The sequence below is a fragment of the Bradyrhizobium erythrophlei genome, assembly GCF_900142985.1.
Taxonomy (GTDB): Bacteria; Pseudomonadota; Alphaproteobacteria; order Rhizobiales; family Xanthobacteraceae; genus Bradyrhizobium; species Bradyrhizobium erythrophlei_B.
The window spans coordinates 2522121-2540527 of record NZ_LT670849.1 but is presented as its reverse complement, the minus strand read 5'-3'; the positions used below and the strand labels follow the sequence as shown (position 1 = coordinate 2540527).

5 protein-coding genes are annotated in these 18407 nt (G+C 61.2%); 4 read left to right on the top strand and 1 reads right to left on the bottom strand.

The features are described 5' to 3' along the window. The first annotated feature begins 536 nt into the window (after nt 1-536). Both BUA38_RS11795 and BUA38_RS36655 read left to right on the top strand, forming a co-directional pair. Nucleotides 537-15320, top strand: coding sequence for a hypothetical protein (locus BUA38_RS11795; RefSeq protein ID WP_072818077.1), 14784 nt, complete (start codon nt 537-539; stop codon nt 15318-15320). 65 nt (nt 15321-15385) lie between these two features. After that, nucleotides 15386-15670, top strand: coding sequence for a hypothetical protein (locus tag BUA38_RS36655; RefSeq protein ID WP_156898496.1), 285 nt, complete (start codon nt 15386-15388; stop codon nt 15668-15670). An 82-nt stretch (nt 15671-15752) separates the two neighbouring features. Here BUA38_RS36655 and BUA38_RS11785 read toward each other — a convergent pair whose 3' ends face one another. Then, complete coding sequence (locus tag BUA38_RS11785) at nt 15753-16028, bottom strand: PilZ domain-containing protein (RefSeq protein WP_072826053.1); 276 nt, start codon at nt 16026-16028, stop codon at nt 15753-15755. On the opposite strand from BUA38_RS11785, the gene BUA38_RS11780 reads away from it, so the two are divergent. Both BUA38_RS11780 and paaX read left to right on the top strand, forming a co-directional pair. After that, complete coding sequence (locus BUA38_RS11780; RefSeq protein WP_083587553.1) at nt 15934-17256, top strand: EAL domain-containing protein; 1323 nt, start codon at nt 15934-15936, stop codon at nt 17254-17256. The two genes, BUA38_RS11785 and BUA38_RS11780, sit on opposite strands and share 95 nt — an antisense overlap. A gap of 144 nt (nt 17257-17400) precedes the next feature. Then, nucleotides 17401-18273, top strand: coding sequence for a phenylacetic acid degradation operon negative regulatory protein PaaX (gene paaX, locus BUA38_RS11775; protein ID WP_072818074.1), 873 nt, complete (start codon nt 17401-17403; stop codon nt 18271-18273). Nucleotides 18274-18407: the final 134 nt, after the last annotated feature.

Genomic DNA, 18407 nt, shown 5'->3' with positions numbered 1-18407 from the left:
GCTCAGTGCGATAGCTCGTACTTCCGCATTTCCTGCAAACGAGCCAGGCAATATTCGCGATAAAGGTCTTCAAAAAACGCCCACATGACCGAACCCCATCGTTGGTCGTGATGAGCAGGCTAGACCCCTTTCCGTTTCAGGATCGTTTCGCGGGTTTAGGAAAATGGTTTCAAGCGGCCGGGTAGCCGATCGGGATTTTGATCTCGATCGCTAGGCTCCGCAAATGACCCAGAGTGACGTTGTGCCTTGATGACGCGCGTGCACGTTCAGCCAGGCGCCGCCCAAATCCACGCGCCAGGCCATTTGTTTCAAAAGATTTCTATGCAGGTTGCCGGCAGCCTCTTCAGGGCCAGAGGAGCCCAGGATCGAAGGCTGGCCGACGCCGAAGGCCCGGATCGGCGGTCGCCGCGCTGCCGGCATTAACTACGTAAAAATACGCATCCGGCCCGCCGCCATATTGACTTTCCCCGCGGCAACCACTCGAATGTTTTATTGTTTTTTACAACTGTTTTTTAAGCGTTTTCTGGGGTGGGCAATTGAACAAGCTCGTCAGCCCCGAATTGGGTGGTTTAGCCGCCGCTGAGCCAGCCAAGTTCGATTTTAACGCGGTTGTCCCATCGGGACCCGCCGAGACAGTCATTGTCCCGGACGCTCACCTGCTTTTCTCGGGCGATTATGCACGGTCCGGCAGGGACCTGGTTATCTCCGATCAGATCCATCGCTATGTCTTGCACGATTACTTCGCGCACGAGAAACGCCCGACGCTCGTCTCTCCCGAGGGAGCCCCGCTGGACCCTCGCTTTATCGATGCGATAACCGGTTACACCAAATACGCGCAGGCGGGCACGTCGGCACCGAGCGACAAGGTTGTAGGGCACGTCGTCGTGATGACGGGCAGCGCCAGCATCGTTCGCAACGGCGTCGCGATCGTCGTCAACACCGGAGACACGATATATCGGAACGACGTCATCCAGACCGGCAGTAACTCGACGCTCGGCATGGTGCTGGACGACGGATCGGCGTTCAATCTGGCCGCAACGACCCGCTTCGTGGTGAATGAGCTGGACTATGATCCGGCGGGCACTGCCAACCAGGCGCTTTTTAGCCTCATCCAGGGCAGCCTTAGCCTAATAGCGGGCCAGGTCGCTCCTACCGGCGATATGAAAGTTACGACGCCAGTTGCAACGATTGGCGTCCGCGGGACGGTGCTTCTCGCGGGACTCGACTCGACCGACGGGCACGTTAACGTTTCCGTTGCTGATCAGCAGGACGGTGTGGTCCACGTCGTCGAGGTCTTCAACAACGCCGGAGATCGGATTGGCACAGTCTCGAGCAATGGCCCATCGCTTGCGGTAACACCAGGCGCCAACTTCCAGGTCACCACCCAAGAGGTCAGCAAGACCCCGACCCAGGTCGCCCAGGAATTCAGTTCAGTTCAACAGCTACAGACCACCTACGACACCGGGAAGCTGCAATATCCGAACCTGCCGCAGCACACCGAAAACACGGCTCCGAACAACAACACGAATACGGCCTCGACCAAAACGGCCGCCGTCGGTAGCCCTCCCGTGCTGCCGAGCGCCCCTCCGTCAACGACCGTCTTTACCGATCCGAGCGGTAGCAAAAGCCAGACGGCCACGACTGACGCGGCGCAAGTGCAGACGGTCAGTTTGCAAACTACCGAAGCCAGCACGACGACCACCACGTCGCAGACCACGACCACGCCCCCGATCACCTCGGAGCCATTGGTTGTCACGGTCACGATCGATCCGATCGATGGCAACGACCAGATCGGCTCCGCAGACGCCGCGGTCGGCGTGGCGGTGACCGGTTCGATCAGCGGGCTTACCGCGGGTAGTACTTTCGACGTCACCGTCACCAATAACGGCGTCGTCAAGAGTTATGTCGCGACCGTCAACGGCGCCGGCACCGGTTGGAGCGCCACGATCCCGGCGGCGGATGCGATCGTGCTCGCCAACGGTGCTGCGACCGTCGCGGCCCAGGTTACCGGTGCCGACGGCAGCCAGGCTTACGCCAGCCAGGCCGTCACGGTGGCCGAGACCGGTCCGACCGTGTCGATTGCGCCGGTTGGCGGCAACGGCGTCATCAATGCCGTCGAGGCGGCGGCCGGCGTGACCCTGAAGGGCTCTGTCACTGGGCTCGTCGCGGGCAGTACCTTCAACGTCACGGTTACCGACAACGGCGTGACCAAGACCTATGTTGCGACCGTCAACGGCGCTGCAACGGGATGGAGTGCGACGATTCCGTCGAGCGATGCGACGGCGCTCGCCAATGGCACCGCGACCGTCTCGGCGCTGGTTACCGATGCCGACGGCAACCAGGCTTCGGCAAGCCTGAACGTGACGGTGGCCGAGACCCTCCCGACGGTGGCGATCAATCCGGTCGACGGCACCAATGTGATCAACGCTGCGAATGCGGCGGCCGGCGTCACGCTGGGTGGTTCGGTCAGCGGGCTTGCCGCCAACTCCACCTTCAATGTGACGGTCACCGACAACGGCGTAACCAAGACCTATCTGGCGACTGTCGACGGCACCGGCACCGGTTGGAGCGCGACGATCCCGGCGGGTGACGCGACAACGCTCGCCAACGGGACCGCGACCATCGCCGCGCAGGTGACCGACGGCTTCGGCAATCCGGCAAGTTTCAGTCAGAACGTAACGGTGGCCGAGACTGGCCCGGTGCTGACGATCAACCCGATCGACGGCAACAACATCATCAACGCTGCGAATGCGGCGGCCGGCGTCACGCTGGGCGGTTCGGTCAGCGGGATTGCTTCCAACTCGACCTTCAACGTGACGGTTACCGACAACGGGGTAACCAAGACCTATACGGCGACCGTGAACGGCTCCGCCTGGAGTGCCACCATCCCGGCCGCCGATGCGATCGCGCTGGCCAACGGCACCGCAACCATTGCCGCACAGGTGACCGACAGCCACGGCAATCCGGCAAACTTCAGCCAGAACGTGACGGTGGCGGAGACGCTCCCGACGGTGACGTCGCTGACGGACACGACGACGAATGGCAGCGACCTCAATGCCGGACAGTCGGTGACGTTCACGCTTGCCGCAAGCGAGACGCTGACGATTGCCAATGGCGCGGCGCTGACGCTGAGCAACGGCGCTTCGGCGGTCTATAACAGCGCCACGGGGAAGTTCGTCTACACGATTAAGACCGGGGATACCAACACCGGCGACCTGACGGTGACGGGTTATACCGGCTCGATCACCGATAGCACCGGCAACGCCCTGGTGCCGAGCGGAGTGACGCTGGATACCCATATCCAGATAGACACGGTTGCACCGACGGTGGTGTCGCTGACGAATACGACGACGAACGGCAGCGACCTCAATGCCGGACAGTCGGTAACGTTCACGCTTGCCGCAAGCGAGACGCTGACAATTGCCAATGGCGCGGCGCTGACGTTGAGTAACGGCGCTTCGGCGGTCTTTAACAGCGCCACGGGGAAGTTCGTCTACACGGTTCAGTCCGGCGATACCAACACCAGCGATCTGACGGTGACGGGCTATACCGGCTCGATCACCGATGCTGCCGGCAACGCGCTGGTCAAGAGCGGGGTGACGCTCGACACGCATGTCCAGATCGACACGGTTGCGCCGACGGTTGCGTCGCTCACGGATACGACGACGAATGGCAGCGACCTCAATGCCGGTCAGTCGGTGACGTTCACGCTGACTAGCAGCGAGCCGCTGACGATTGCCAATGGCGCGGCGCTGACGTTGAGTAACGGCGCTTCAGCCATCTACAACAGCGCGACGGGGAAGTTCGTCTACACGGTGATCGCCGGCCAGGACACCGGTGACCTGACGGTGACGGGCTACAGCGGCTCGATCAGCGATGGCGCCGGCAATGCGCTGGTCAAGAGCGGGGTGACGCTCGACACCCATGTCCAGATCGACACGGTTGCGCCGACGGTAGCGTCGCTGACGGATACGACCACGAATGGTAGTGATCTCGACGCCGGCCAGTCAGTGACTTTCACGCTGACCGACAGTGAGGCGCTGGCGATTGCCAATGGCGCGGCGCTGACGCTGAGCAACGGCGCTTCGGCGGTCTATAACAGCACGACTGCGAAGTTCGTCTACACGGTTCAGTCCGGGGATATCAACACCAGCGACCTGACGGTGACGGGTTACACCGGCTCGATTGCCGATGGCGCCGGCAACGCGCTGGTCAAGAGCGGGGTCACACTGGACACGCATGTCCAGATCGACACGGTTGCGCCGACGGTGGTGTCGCTGGCGGATGCGACGACAAACGGCAGCGACCTCAATGCCGGCCAGTCGGTGACGTTCACCTTGACCGGCAGCGAGACGCTGACGATCGCCAATGGCGCGGCGCTGACGCTGAGCAACGGCGCTTCGGCGGTCTACAACAGCACGACCGCGAAGTTCGTCTACACGGTTCTGTCCGGGGATACCAACACCAGCGACCTGACGGTGACGGGTTACACCGGCTCGATCACCGATGCGGCCGGCAACGCGCTGGTCAAGAGCGGGGTCACACTGGACACCCATGTCCAGATCGACACGATTGCACCGACGGTGACGTCGCTGACGGATACGACGACGAACGGCAGCGACCTGAATGCCGGACAATCGGTGACGTTCACGTTGAGCGTCAGCGAGACGCTGACGATCGCCAATGGCGCAGCGCTGACGCTGAGCAACGGAGCCTCAGCGCTTTACAACAGTTCGACCGGCCAGTTTGTCTACACGGTCGTCGCCGGCCAGGACACCAGCGACCTGACGGTGACGGGCTACAGCGGCTCGATCACCGATGGCGCCGGCAACGCGCTGGTTAAAAGCGGGGTGACGCTGGACACCCATGTTCAGATCGACACCACTGCACCGACCGTCTCGATCAACACATCAGGCGGAACGACAAACCAGAATGTCCAGCTGATCTCGGGCAGTGCCGATATCGGCGACGTTGGCGCGACCGTCAATATCTACGACAATGGCGGGCTGACGCCTGTCGCGACGACGACCGTCCTGGCCGGTGGAAACTGGAACACCGATGTCACGCTGGCGACGGGCCCCAATTTGCTCGTCGCCAAGGTCACCGATGGAGCGGGCAATACCGGCACCAGCAATACGGTGACCTTCGACCTCAGTACCACAGCGCCGACAGTGACGTCGCTGACAGACGCGACCTCGAATGGCACCGATCTCGACGTTGGCCAGTCAGTGACATTCACGTTGACGGCGAGCGAGGCGTTGACGGTCGCGAGTGGGGCTGCGCTCACGCTGAATAACGGCGCAACCGCAGTTTATAGCAGCGGGTCGGGAACAACGTCGCTGACGTTTGTCTACACGGTTGCGTCGGGCCACGACACCAATGATCTCACGGTGACCGGCTATACGGGGTCGATCAAGGACACTGCGGGCAACGGGCTTGTAACCGGTGGTGTCACGCTCGATACCGGTGTGCAGATCGATACCACGGCGCCGACGGTGGCCTCGGTGACGGCGCCATCGGGCGACGACGGCCCGGGAACGGTGGTGGCCTTCACGGTCAACTTCAGCGAAGCGGTGACGGTGAACACGACAGGCGGTTCGCCGACGCTGACGCTGAGCAATGGCGCGACCGCGACCTATGTGAGCGGCAGCGGGTCGACCGGGCTGGTGTTCAACTACACGGTGGGCGCGACCGGCAGCGGGCAGGATGCCACCGATCTTGCGACTGCGACCAATGCGCTGCTTCTGAACGGTGCGACGATCAAGGACACCGCCGGCAACGTCGCGGTCCTGACGGGTGCCAGCAACGTCAACCCGACCGGGACGCTGCAGATCGACACCACGGCGCCGACGGTGGCGTCGGTGACAGCACCATCGGGTGACGATGGCCCGGGAACGGTGGTGGCCTTCACGGTCAACTTCACCGAAGCGGTGACGGTGAACACGACAGGCGGTTCGCCGACGCTGACGCTGAGCAATGGCGCGACCGCGACCTATGTGAGCGGCAGCGGGTCGACCGGGCTGGTGTTCAACTACACGGTGGGCGCGACCGGCAGCGGGCAGGATGCCACCGACCTCGCGACCGCGGCAACCAACGCTTTGCTTTTGAATGGCGCCACGATCAAGGATGTCGCCGGCAACGTCGCGGTCCTGACCGGTGCCAGCAACGTCAACCCGACCGGGACGCTGCAGATCGACACCACGGCGCCGACGGTGGCCTCGGTAACAGCACCATCGGGTGACGATGGCCCGGGAACGGTGGTGGCCTTCACGGTCAACTTCACCGAAGCGGTGACGGTGAACACGACAGGCGGTTCGCCGACGCTGACGCTGAGCAATGGCGCGACCGCGACCTATGTGAGCGGCAGCGGGTCGACCGGGCTGGTGTTCAACTACACGGTGGGCGCGACCGGCAGCGGGCAGGATGCCACCGACCTCGCGACCGCGGCAACCAACGCTTTGCTTTTGAATGGCGCCACGATCAAGGATGTCGCCGGCAACGTCGCGGTCCTGACGGGTGCCAGCAACGTCAACCCGACCGGGACGCTGCAGATCGACACCACGGCGCCGACGGTGGCCTCGGTGACGGCGCCGTCAGGCGACGATGGCCCGGGAACGGTGGTGGCCTTCACGGTCAACTTCACCGAAGCGGTGACGGTGAACACGACAGGCGGTTCGCCGACGCTGACGCTGAGCAACGGCGCGACCGCGACCTATGTGAGCGGCAGCGGGTCGACTTCGCTGGTGTTCAACTACACGGTGGGCGCGACCGGCAGCGGGCAGGATGCCACCGACCTCGCGACCGCGGCAACCAACGCTTTGCTTTTGAATGGCGCCACGATCAAGGATGTCGCCGGCAACGTCGCGGTCCTGACGGGTGCCAGCAACGTCAACCCGACCGGGACGCTGCAGATCGACACCACGGCGCCGACGGTGGCCTCGGTGACGGCGCCGTCAGGCGACGATGGCCCGGGAACGGTGGTGGCCTTCACGGTCAACTTCAGCGAAGTGGTGACGGTGAACACGACTGGCGGTTCGCCGACGCTGAAACTGAGCAACGGCGCGATCGCGACCTATGTGAGCGGCAGCGGGTCGACTTCGCTGGTGTTCAACTACACGGTGGGCGCGACCGGCAGCGGGCAGGATGCGGCCGACCTTGCGACCGCGGCAACCAATGCGTTGCTTCTGAACGGTGGGACGATCAAGGATGCCGCCGGGAACGCCGCGGTTCTGACCGGCGCCAGCAACGTCAATCCGACCGGTACGTTGCAGATCGACACCACGGCCCCGACGGTATCAATTACGACAACCGGAGGCACGACCAGCCAGACCAGCCAAACGATCTCCGGTCAAGTCGATGTTCTGGATGCGGGCGCCACGGTCAAGATTTTCGACAATGGCGGCACGACCGCGGTCGCGACGACAACAGTTCTTGGCGACGGTTCGTGGAGCATAAGCGTCCCGCTGGTCTCGGGAACCAATTCGTTGGTTGCCAAGGTAACCGACGCGGCGGGCAATGTCGGTACCAGCAACACCGTGCAGTTCACGCTGCCCAACTTTACGGTTCAGTGGATCGGTCAGACCGGCCAGAACTGGGGTACTGCTGGGAACTGGAGCACGCTGGCCCTTCCGATATCCACTGACGACGTCCTGATCGGCGTCGCCGATAATGTGCTCTTCAATAGCAGCACTTCGACGATCGATGGCCTCTATAGCGTCGCTGGGTCTACGCTCAGTGTCAGCAACGGAACGTTCACCGTCAGCAGCGCCTCGACTGTCTCGAATCTTCAGGGGTCGATTGCCCTAAGCGGAGGTACGTTTACCTCGAACGCGCAGATGACCGTCGGGAGTCTTAACCAGTCGGGCGGAACCCTATCGGGCAGCGGGCTGTTGACGGTGACAGGTGCGACGAGCTTCTCCGGCAACAGCACCGAGACCGGCAGCGGGGCCGGGTCGGAGACCAAGGCGCAGTCCGGCGCGACCTTTGCCGGCGGCACGACGCTGACGTTGAGTGCACGAACGCTGGACCTTCAGGGCACGAGCTCGACGACCGGAGCAGGCAACAATTTCAACGACATCATCAACCTGAACAATGGTTCGTCACTGACCGTCGATGTCGGGGCGACGTTCACGGATGCAACGATCACCGGCGGCGGCAATGCGCTCGTGATCCAGAGCACCAGCGGGACGGCGGGGACGGTCACCAACCTCGGCACCTGGCAGAAGACCGGCAACTCGAGCGGCAACGATACCATCAGCGTCGCGTTCAGCACGACCAATGGCACGGTGCTGGTCCAGAATGGAGTGTTGAATCTTACCGGTGGGGGCACCGACACCAATGCGAGCTACCAGGGCTCGGGGCAGGTTCAGTTCGGCGGCGGAACGCGGACGCTGGACAGTGCATCGAGCATTACGTCGGGCGTGATCTTCGGCGGCACGGGCACCACCACGACGATCAACGGCACCTATAATGCGTCGTCGACAAACGTCCAGAATGGCACCGCGAACCTGCTGGGGACGATCACCGGGCTTGGGGCGACCACGATCAGTTCCGGAACGCTCAATCTCTCCACGGCCGGCACGACAGCGACGAGCCTGACGGAATCGGGCGGCACGCTGACGGGCAGCGGGCTGTTGACGGTGACGGGTGCGACGAGCTTCTCCGGCAACAGCACCGAGACCGGCAGCGGGGCCGGGTCGGAGACCAAGGCGCAGTCCGGCGCGACCTTTGCCGGCGGCACGACGCTGACGTTGAGTGCACGAACGCTGGACCTTCAGGGCACGAGCTCGACGACGGGAGCAGGCAACAACTTCAACGACATCATCAACCTGAACAATGGCTCGTCGCTGACCCTCGATGTCGGGGCGACGTTCACGGATGCAACGATCACCGGCGGCGGCAATGCGCTCGTGATCCAGAGCACCAGCGGGACGGCGGGGACGGTCACCAACCTCGGCACCTGGCAGAAGACCGGCAACTCGAGCGGCAACGATACCATCAGCGTCGCGTTCAGCACGACCAATGGCACGGTGCTGGTCAACAACGGCGTGCTGAACCTCACCGGTGGCGGTACCGACACCAATGCGAGCTACCAGGGTGCCGGGTCCATTGAGTTCGGCGGCGGAACGCGGACGCTGGACAGTGCATCGAGCATTACGTCGGGCGTGATCTTCGGCGGCGGGACGACGACCGTCAACGGCACCTACAATGCATCCTCGACCACGGTCAACGGCGGCACGGCGAACTTGCTGGGGACGATCACCGGGCTTGGGGCGACCACGATCAGTTCCGGAACGCTCAATCTCTCCACGGCCGGCACGACAGCGACGAGCCTGACGGAATCGGGCGGCACGCTGACGGGCAGCGGGCTGTTGACGGTGACGGGTGCGACGAGCTTCTCCGGCAACAGCACCGAGACCGGCAGCGGGGCCGGGTCGGAGACCAAGGCGCAGTCCGGCGCGACCTTTGCCGGCGGCACGACGCTGACGTTGAGTGCACGAACGCTGGACCTTCAGGGCACGAGCTCGACGACGGGAGCAGGCAACAACTTCAACGACATCATCAACCTGAACAATGGCTCGTCGCTGACCCTCGATGTCGGGGCGACGTTCACGGATGCAACGATCACCGGCGGCGGCAATGCGCTCGTGATCCAGAGCACCAGCGGGACGGCGGGGACGGTCACCAACCTCGGTACCTGGCAGAAGACCGGCAACGGCAAGACCGTCGTCAATGTCGCCTTCAACAACAGCGGATCGATCAATGTGCAGCAGGGTACCCTGCAGCTTATGGGCACGCTGACCAATCTGGCCGGCAGTTCGTTGATCATTCAGAATGCGACGATCGAACTTGCCGCAGTGAGCGGCGGCACCAATGTCAGTTTCGGCGGGACCAGCGGCACGCTCCAGCTCGATTCCACGGTCTCGAGCACCCAGTCTGCCGCCGTTTCTGCTGTGTCCAGCGGCGCCGCGGTTACGATCACCGGCAATGGAAGCGTCACCTCGACATTGGCCGATGCCATCGACGTGACCGCCTCCGGCGGCAACGTCTCGATCACGCCGGCCGGCGCCGTCACCGGCGGGAAGATCGGCATCTCGGTCGTTCAGAACGGTACCGGCAACATCACGGTGACGGGATCGGGACCCATAATTGGCCAATCCGGCCAAGGCATATTCGCGGAAGAGAATAGCTCGGCCTCCGGAAGCATATCGATCAATGGCTCCGGCAACGTCACCGGCACTGGCACCGGCAACAGCGGAATTCTCGCCGAGATCCTGAACCCCGCGAATAGCAGCAACATAATCGTCGCTCAGACCGGAAATATCAGCGGCGGTAACAACGGCATCCGCGCCTTTACCGACGGAAATGGCAACGTCACGGTCATGACGGCTTCGGGCATCTCCATCACCGGCAGCCAGCTGATTGGAATTTCCGCGGCGTCTTTTGGCACGGGAAGCGTCTCCGTCACGACCGCATCAGGCGATATCATCACGTCAGGCAGTGCCGGCATCAGCGCCTTCAACGACGCGACGTCGGTCCCGCAGGTCGGTGGCCTCACCACGAGTTCGATTACGGTCACAGCCGCCGGCACCATCAATTCAGGCACGACCCTGACCAGTTCGTACTTTCCACCGGCAGGAATTATCGCAGGCTATAACGGCACCACCGCGAACGGCGGTTCACCGAATCCTGCTGTTTTTGGCAATGTGTTCGTCAATAATTCCGCAAATATCAATGCGGCCGCCGGTGACGGAATCCGCACCTATAACTACGGCAACGGCAATATCACCGTCGCCGATCTTGCAGGCACGACGGTCACGACGCCGGATCGATTCGGAATTCTGGCGAGCGTCTTCGGCGTCGGCGATATCTCGATCTCGACCGCCGCGACAAGCGACACCATCAACTCGGGCTCGACAGGCATTCAAGCCAACAACAACGCCATCAACATCTCGGCCGCAGCGACGAGCACGATTGGCATCACTGCTCTCGGAACGATCAACTCGGGATTGGCTACGACGGGCGGAGAACCGGGCGGAATCTGGGCCGGTTACAACGGCGGCAACTCGGGAACGTTCGCCTCGAATGTGCAAGGCAACGTCAGCGTCGACAGCAGTGCGACGATTCATACGGCCCTGGGCGCGGGCGTTGGGCTCTACAATTGGGGCACCGGAAATGTAACGGCCACGCTCGAAGCTTCCTCGATCATCACCGCGACGGCGCAGGGCGTGTCAGCTTTTGCGCAAGGCGGCGGCAATGCTGCGGTCACCAATCACGGAGCGATCACGGTTGCGACCGGCGTCGGGATTTCCGCCGGAACGGGCACGGCAGCAGGTGCCGGCACCAACGGTCTGATCACAGTCACAAACACAGGCTCGGTCGACGGGCTCGGTTCAGTCTCCAGGCCGGTTATCCAGATCAACAACGAAAGTACGAAGGCCGCGTCATTCGCGAATTCCGGCACGGTCACCGCCGATCAATTCTCCACCAGCGAACAGAATCTGGCGGTGGCGGATTATAATGGCAGCCTGACCATCAATAATTCCGGCACGATCAAGGGCAATATCGGCCTGGCGAATGGGACCTTCAACAATAACAGCGGCGGTATCTGGAACGTCAACGGAGGGAACTTCTTCGGGGGCGGCACCAATGCCGTCAACAATGCCGGTACCATCAACGCGAGCGGAACAAGCGTCTTTGGAGCATCCGGAACGCTTGCATTCAACAACTCGGGCGCGGTGAATCTGTCTGCGGACTCGTACACCTATATCGGGGGAGCTGTCTCGGGTTTCAACGGGGCCAGCGGTACCTTCACCATCGGCGATTTTTCAACCCTGGAACTGACGAACGCTTTTGCGGCGGGACAAGCTGTTTCGTTTTTCGACGGCAATGGACTTCTGATGCTCGACGATCCCTCTGCGTTTGCTGGCCTGATCGCCAACATGCAGATCGGCGATACTATCCAGCTTTCGCTTCCGAATGGCGTGTCGATTCAAAGTGCTAGCGTCATCACGCAAGTTGTCAGTGGCGTTACTGAAACTTTCCTCCAAATTACTCTGTCAAACAGTACTTCAGAGAATATTCAGCTTTCCAATTTCGCTGCCGGCGCACAATTCAGCTTGCTTTCCTCGAACGAAATTCAGCTTGTCCCGAGCGGTGCGCCAACCATCAGCGGCTCGTCCGGCCCGCTCACCGAGCCGGTGCTGTCATCGCAACAATTCTATGTCCTTTCGAACGCGACGATCTCCGGATCGGGTGGTCCTGGTTTCGCGGCGTCGTCAAGCGACCCTACGGCCGGCCACTTCCTCACCGTGGAGATCACCCAGGGCTCCTCGATTTCGGGGCTTTCGGGCACGGCCAATGGCGTCAATCTGACGACCACGTCCGCGGCCAACGCCAACATCGCGCTCGTCAACGCAGGCTCGATCACGTCCGCCGGCGGGAACGGAATCAACACGAGCATCGTTTCCGGCACCGGTGCTACCATCATCGTCGACAGCGGCAGTGTGTCGGGTGCGGTCAACGGGATCAACGCCAGCACCACCGGCACTGGACCGATCAGCATCGATACAAATGGCGTAGCAACGATCACAGGAACAGGCGCAGGGACGACGACAAATCCGGGAATCGCGATCTCGGCTGTTTCTTCCGGGGGCAATGTCATCGTCAATACGTCGCCCGGAAACGTCTTGAATTCCGGCAGCTCCGGCATCAACGCCCAGGACCATGCATCGTCCATCGCGCAGTCGGCCAACAGCTCGATTTCGGTTTCTACCGACGGCACCATCAACTCCGGCGCCACGCCGCCGAGTGCAGGCAATGAACCGGGAGGTATCAAAGCCGGCTTTAACGGAGGATCGGGGCCGACGACAGCCGTATTCGGCAATGTCACCATCAACAACGGCGCCAACATCACGGCCGGCGGCGGATATGGAATTTTTGCCTTCAACGACGGTGTTGGCAATATCTCGGTAACGGACGGTGTCGGCGGGACCGGTGTGGGTGGCAACGTCACGGCGACGGCTGCCGGTACCACCGGGGAAGGTAACGCCCAATATGGAATTGGCGCCTCCGCTTTTGAGGCGGGAAACATCAACGTTACCGTGGCGTCCGGGACGACCATCCATTCCGGGAGTTCGGGTATCCAGGCCATCAATCAGGCGAATTCAACGGCCAACCCCGAAAATATCACCAGTTCAATCACGGTCGTCGCGCAGGGTACGATCGATTCAGGCGTCAATGAAGACAATGGCGGGTTCGCCCCTGCCGGAATCGAGGCCGGCTTCAACCCAAGCACCAATTCCAGCACGTTCAATCCCAATGTGGCCGGGAACGTGTTGGTCGACTTGGCGGGAGGGGCCGGCATCTCGGCTGCTGCGGGGGACGGAATAAAAGCGTTCAACTATGGCAACGGAAACGTTACCGTTCAGGTTGCATCAGGGTCGAGTATCACTGCAACGCAGAGCGCGACGACAGCTCAGCCGAATAATCAGGCAGCATACGGCATTGGGGCTTTCGCCTTCGGCACCGGTAACATCGCTGTAACGACGGCCGGGGATACGATCAATTCCGGCAGCGCCGGCATAGACGCCGTCAACGAAGCGACCGCAATTTCGGTCTCGGCTGATGCGACGGTCATGGTGACAGCCGCCGGTTCCATCAACGCCGGAACCATCTTGACCAATAGCGGATCAGCTCCTTCCGGAATCGTAGCCGGCTTCTTCGGAGGGACAAGCGCGACAGCCAATCTGAACGTCAATGGCACTGTCATCATCAACAACTCCGCCAATGTCGATGCAGCCGGCGGCCCCGGAATCAATGCCTTCAACTTTGGACAAGGCGACGTCACCGTCAACGATGCCGCCAACACCACTGTGATCGGCGAGACCGACGGCATACGTGCAACTCAAGACAGTGGCGGCACGGGGGATGTCGCGGTCAACGTCGTTTCCGGAGTAACGATCACCGGGACGACGGATTACGGAATTTTCGCGCTCAGCACCGGTGCGGGCGACATATCCATCAGCACGTCGTCGGGCGATGTGATTACGGGCGGTGTTGGCGCGATTGAGGCGTCGACTACCGGGGTCGGTACGGCTGCGATTAATAATGGCGGGCACTTGATCGGTGACGTCGTAGCCTACGACGCGACATTCACCAACGAGACCGGAGCCGAATGGTCGATCGACGGGACCAACACGTTTACCGGTACCAGTACGCTGACCAACACGGGTCTGATCGAGAGCAATGGTACCTCGTCGATTACCGGACTTTCCGGGACGACAAACGTCGGGACGATCCAAGTCGAGACGGGAAATCTGACAATAGCGGGGCCGGTCACGGGCGGCGGCGCCGTGATGATTGTCAGCGGGACGATGGAATTCGCGGGCGCCTCAGACGCACATGTTCAATTTGCCACGGGTATGTCGACTACGGGAACGCTCGTGCTTGACGATGTCGTGCATTCGCCTTTCACGGGGACCGTTACCGGCTTTGCCCCGGGCGACACAATCGATCTCGTCGGAATTTCGTCAGGCGTAACCGTCACCAATTCCGGCGGCCTCCAGGTCAACTACGGAACCGGTTCGTTTGCGTTGACCGGCAACTACAATCCCAGCGAATTTACTGTTGGTCCCGACGGCAGCGGTGGCACCGATATTACCTGGAACCACCAGGCGCCCTTCATCCTGACCAACAATTTATCGACCACCAACAACGGTGGGACCACGACGGTCTCGGGACTGCAGATCTCGGATTCGGATCCCGGTGTTACTTCGATCACCCTCACGGCGACAACCGCTGAGGCTGCCGAGGGATCCAGCATTTCGCCGGCGTCGACCTCGGGTTCGTTGTCGGCGGTCAATGCCGTCCTGGCAAGCGGCATTACTTACAATCCTGGTGCCACGCCGCCGAGCCAGGACATGGTGACGTTGACGGCCGTCGACAATTTCGGGGCGACCGAGACGGTCAATTTCGTCTTCAACGAAAACTCGAACAACAATCTGAAGGGGACGACCGGAAACGACGTCATCTTCTCCGGCGGCGGTTCGGACGTTTTGACGGGAGGCGGCGGAATAGATCAATTCGTGTTCAAGCCGACGGGCGGGCCCACGGCGGTTCAGCACACGATTACGGATTTCAATGCCTCGCTTGACACCCTCGATCTTCGTCAATTTTCTGGCACTTCGACATCCGCGCCGCCGACCGAGACGCAGGTCGGAAACGATACGCTTGTCACCATCGACGCCACGGACAGCGTGCTCTTGAAGAACGTTGCCGTCGCAAGTCTGCACGCCAGTAATTTCATCCTCCATTCTTGAGGCCATTAGCGAATCGGCGTTGAATAAGGCAAATTCGATCATCGAATGGAAGCGAGGCCCCGCCTATGGAAGGACGCTTAAGGAAGGGCTGGGACGAGCCATCAATTGCGGTGCCCGGCATTGCCGTGGACGCCCTTCGAAATGATGGTCGCCAAGCTTCGCGCATTTTCATCGGCGCCCGAATTAAAATGAGCAAACTGGGTAGATCGCGAAATCGGCATTTTGCCGACAAGGAAGGTACGGTTGTTGGTAGCGGCCGGCTGAACCGCAGCTTTCGTGTCTTGTTCGATGGGCGTAAAACGCCAATCACATTGCACCAGGACTATATCGAGCCGAGCGTCTCGGAATAAATGCGCTGACGCAATTCCCTTCGCAACGAGGCTTTTCCAGGAAGTAGCGCGCGTTCAACCCCGGCCGGGTGTTGGACCGACGTTAGTCGATCATGTGCCCGTTGTGCCGGCAGTAAAATCTGACGCCGATGCGCTTGTCCTTGCGCCATACGATCCGGCAACGCCTTTGTGTCTGGTCGGCATTTACGAAGAGCGTAAACTGCTCAGGAATGCCAACCGGGCTCTCGACGTCGAGGGCAGCGCCCGTCGCAGACACGTTTCGAATGATGCAGTCGATGATGGCCCCGTCGAACTCGATCGCTCCGCCTTTGAAGATCCGGTTGCGTTCGGAGCTAATGGTCGCGAACGCGCGCAGCATCCGGAAACCCATGTCTCTCCTGATGCTGGACGCGGATCATTTCAAGACCGTCAACGATCGTTTCGGTCACGCCGCAGGCGACAAGGTGCTGGTCGGTCTCGCCGCCGTCATCAAACGTGTATGCGGCGGGTGCGGCTTGATCGGACGTTATGGTGGCGAGGAATTCTGCATCGCCATCGACGGGTTCGATGAGCAAGCCGTACAGAGCCTCGCCGAGCGTCTCCGGCAGGCCGTGTCCGATACGCGGTGGCTGCCGAACGGCGAGGCCGTTACGGTCAGCATCGGCATTGCATCACTCGACGCCCAATGTGCGGTCGCCGATCTGGTCAAGCGAGCCGACAGCGCCTTGTACACGGCCAAGGCAACCGGGCGAGATCGCTTCGTCACCTGGCAAGACGTGGAATTGCTGAACGGCGTGCCGGAACAAATCCGCAGCGCCATTCGGGATCGAAAGTTGTACTGCGAATTCCAGCCCAAGGTCGAGATCGGCAGTCAACAGGTCGTGGGCTTTGAAGCGCTGGTGCGATGGCGGAGCGACAGAGACCACAATCATCCGACCGAAGAGTTCATCCGGCAGGCGGTTGAACTCGGGTTGATCAATGAGGTCACGCACTTCGTTCTTGCAACGGTCATCGAATCGATTGTTCGGCTCGACGCCGTGTTCGGGTCGAGCACGAAAGTCAGCACTAACGTGGCAGCAAAACTTGCCAACGATATGAACTTCATGACGTCGTTCTCGCGCGCCCTGAGGAACAGCGGCATTGCCCATCGTATCATCGTGGAGATGACGGAAGAGTCCTTTATCAAGAAGGGCGGCTTCCAGGCGCAGATCATTCCGCTGCTGCATGAGCTTGGCGTGCAGGTCTCAATCGATGACTTTGGAACGGGTTACTCGTCGCTTAGCGTGTTGGCCGATATGATGGCGGATGAAATCAAGGTCGATCGTTCGCTTATTTCACGCATCCACGAGCGTCCGCGAAATCAGAGCATCTTGCGGGCCATCAACTCCCTCGGGCGCTCTCTGAATATGAACATCGTCGCGGAGGGCGTTGAGACCTTCGAGGAGTTGGCCTATCTGCGAGCCTCGACGACGATCAGGCAGGTGCAGGGCTTTTACTTTGCAAGGCCGTTCCATCCTGACAGCATCGACAGCGTCAGGCATTTGTTTCCAGTCAGGCACCAGGCATCGATGGCAACTTCGCCGCGTCCGATTTTCGTCAGAAACTAGCCGATCAAGCCGAGATGCGCAGTGAGGAGCAGAAAGGCGCCAGCTCAAGAAAAACGCGCGACCTTGCTCAATACAATTTTTCAGTGTTGCGGTCGTGCCGCAGCGACAGTATTCCTGAAAGGATCGCGAGGAATTCCGCCAGAAATGAAGAAATCCAGTCCGCTTCCAGCGCTCCTCAGGCTTTTTAAAAGAGAGCCGTCGCGGACGGGTTCGTTGATCATTACGTTTTACGGCGACGCCATCGTACCGCGGGGAGGTACGATCTGGCTTGGCACGCTGCTGCAATTTCTCGACATGATAGGGATTGACGGTGGCGTCGTGCGCACCTCTGTTTCGCGGCTTGCGGCAGATGGTTGGCTTGATCGCGACAAGGTCGGACGAAAGAGCTTCTACCGCCTTGCGAAAAGTGGCCGCGAACGTTTCGAGGCCGCAGTCGAGCACGTCTACAATCCGCGGCCCGCGGCTTGGGAAGGGACGTTCGGGTTGCTGTTGATCGCCAACGGCGCGGATCGTGAGCTGTCTCGCGCGGCGTTGTCCGAGGCTGGATGGGGCAGCCCGATTCCCGGCACATGGATCGCGCCATCGGGCATCAAGGCGCCGCCGGTTCCGGAAGGCGCGATCCGTGTCGATGTGTCGGCAACGCGCGATATGGCGCATCGTCTCGTGACGGCAAGCTGGCCATTGGAGCGAACGGCGGCGTTTTATCAGGAGTTTCTCAAGACATTTGCTCCACTGGAAAACTGGGTAGAGCAGACCGAAGAAATCCAGCCCGCGGATGCGATTCTCGCGCGAATCCTGATGATTCATCATTATCGGCGGGTGCTTTTGCGCGACCCATTATTGCCGGAGCCGTTACTGCCGACGAACTGGCCGGCCAATGATGCCCGTGATCTTTGCGCACGGATCTATCGGGGGCTCCTGCCTATGTCTGAAAAATGGCTCGACCAGCATGGCGAAAGCGCAACCGGGAAACTCCCCGAACCGGGGCCGGAACTGCAGCGCCGGTTCAGGGGTTAATATGTTACAAAAAAATCTTGCAGATTGGATATTTTGATATATATTTGGGCGGTCGGAAAGCCCGGACAACACGGGCGCGGCGGTTCGAGGAGGCGGGCTGACTTGTCGGCCCCATAGCGCAGCAGGGAAATATT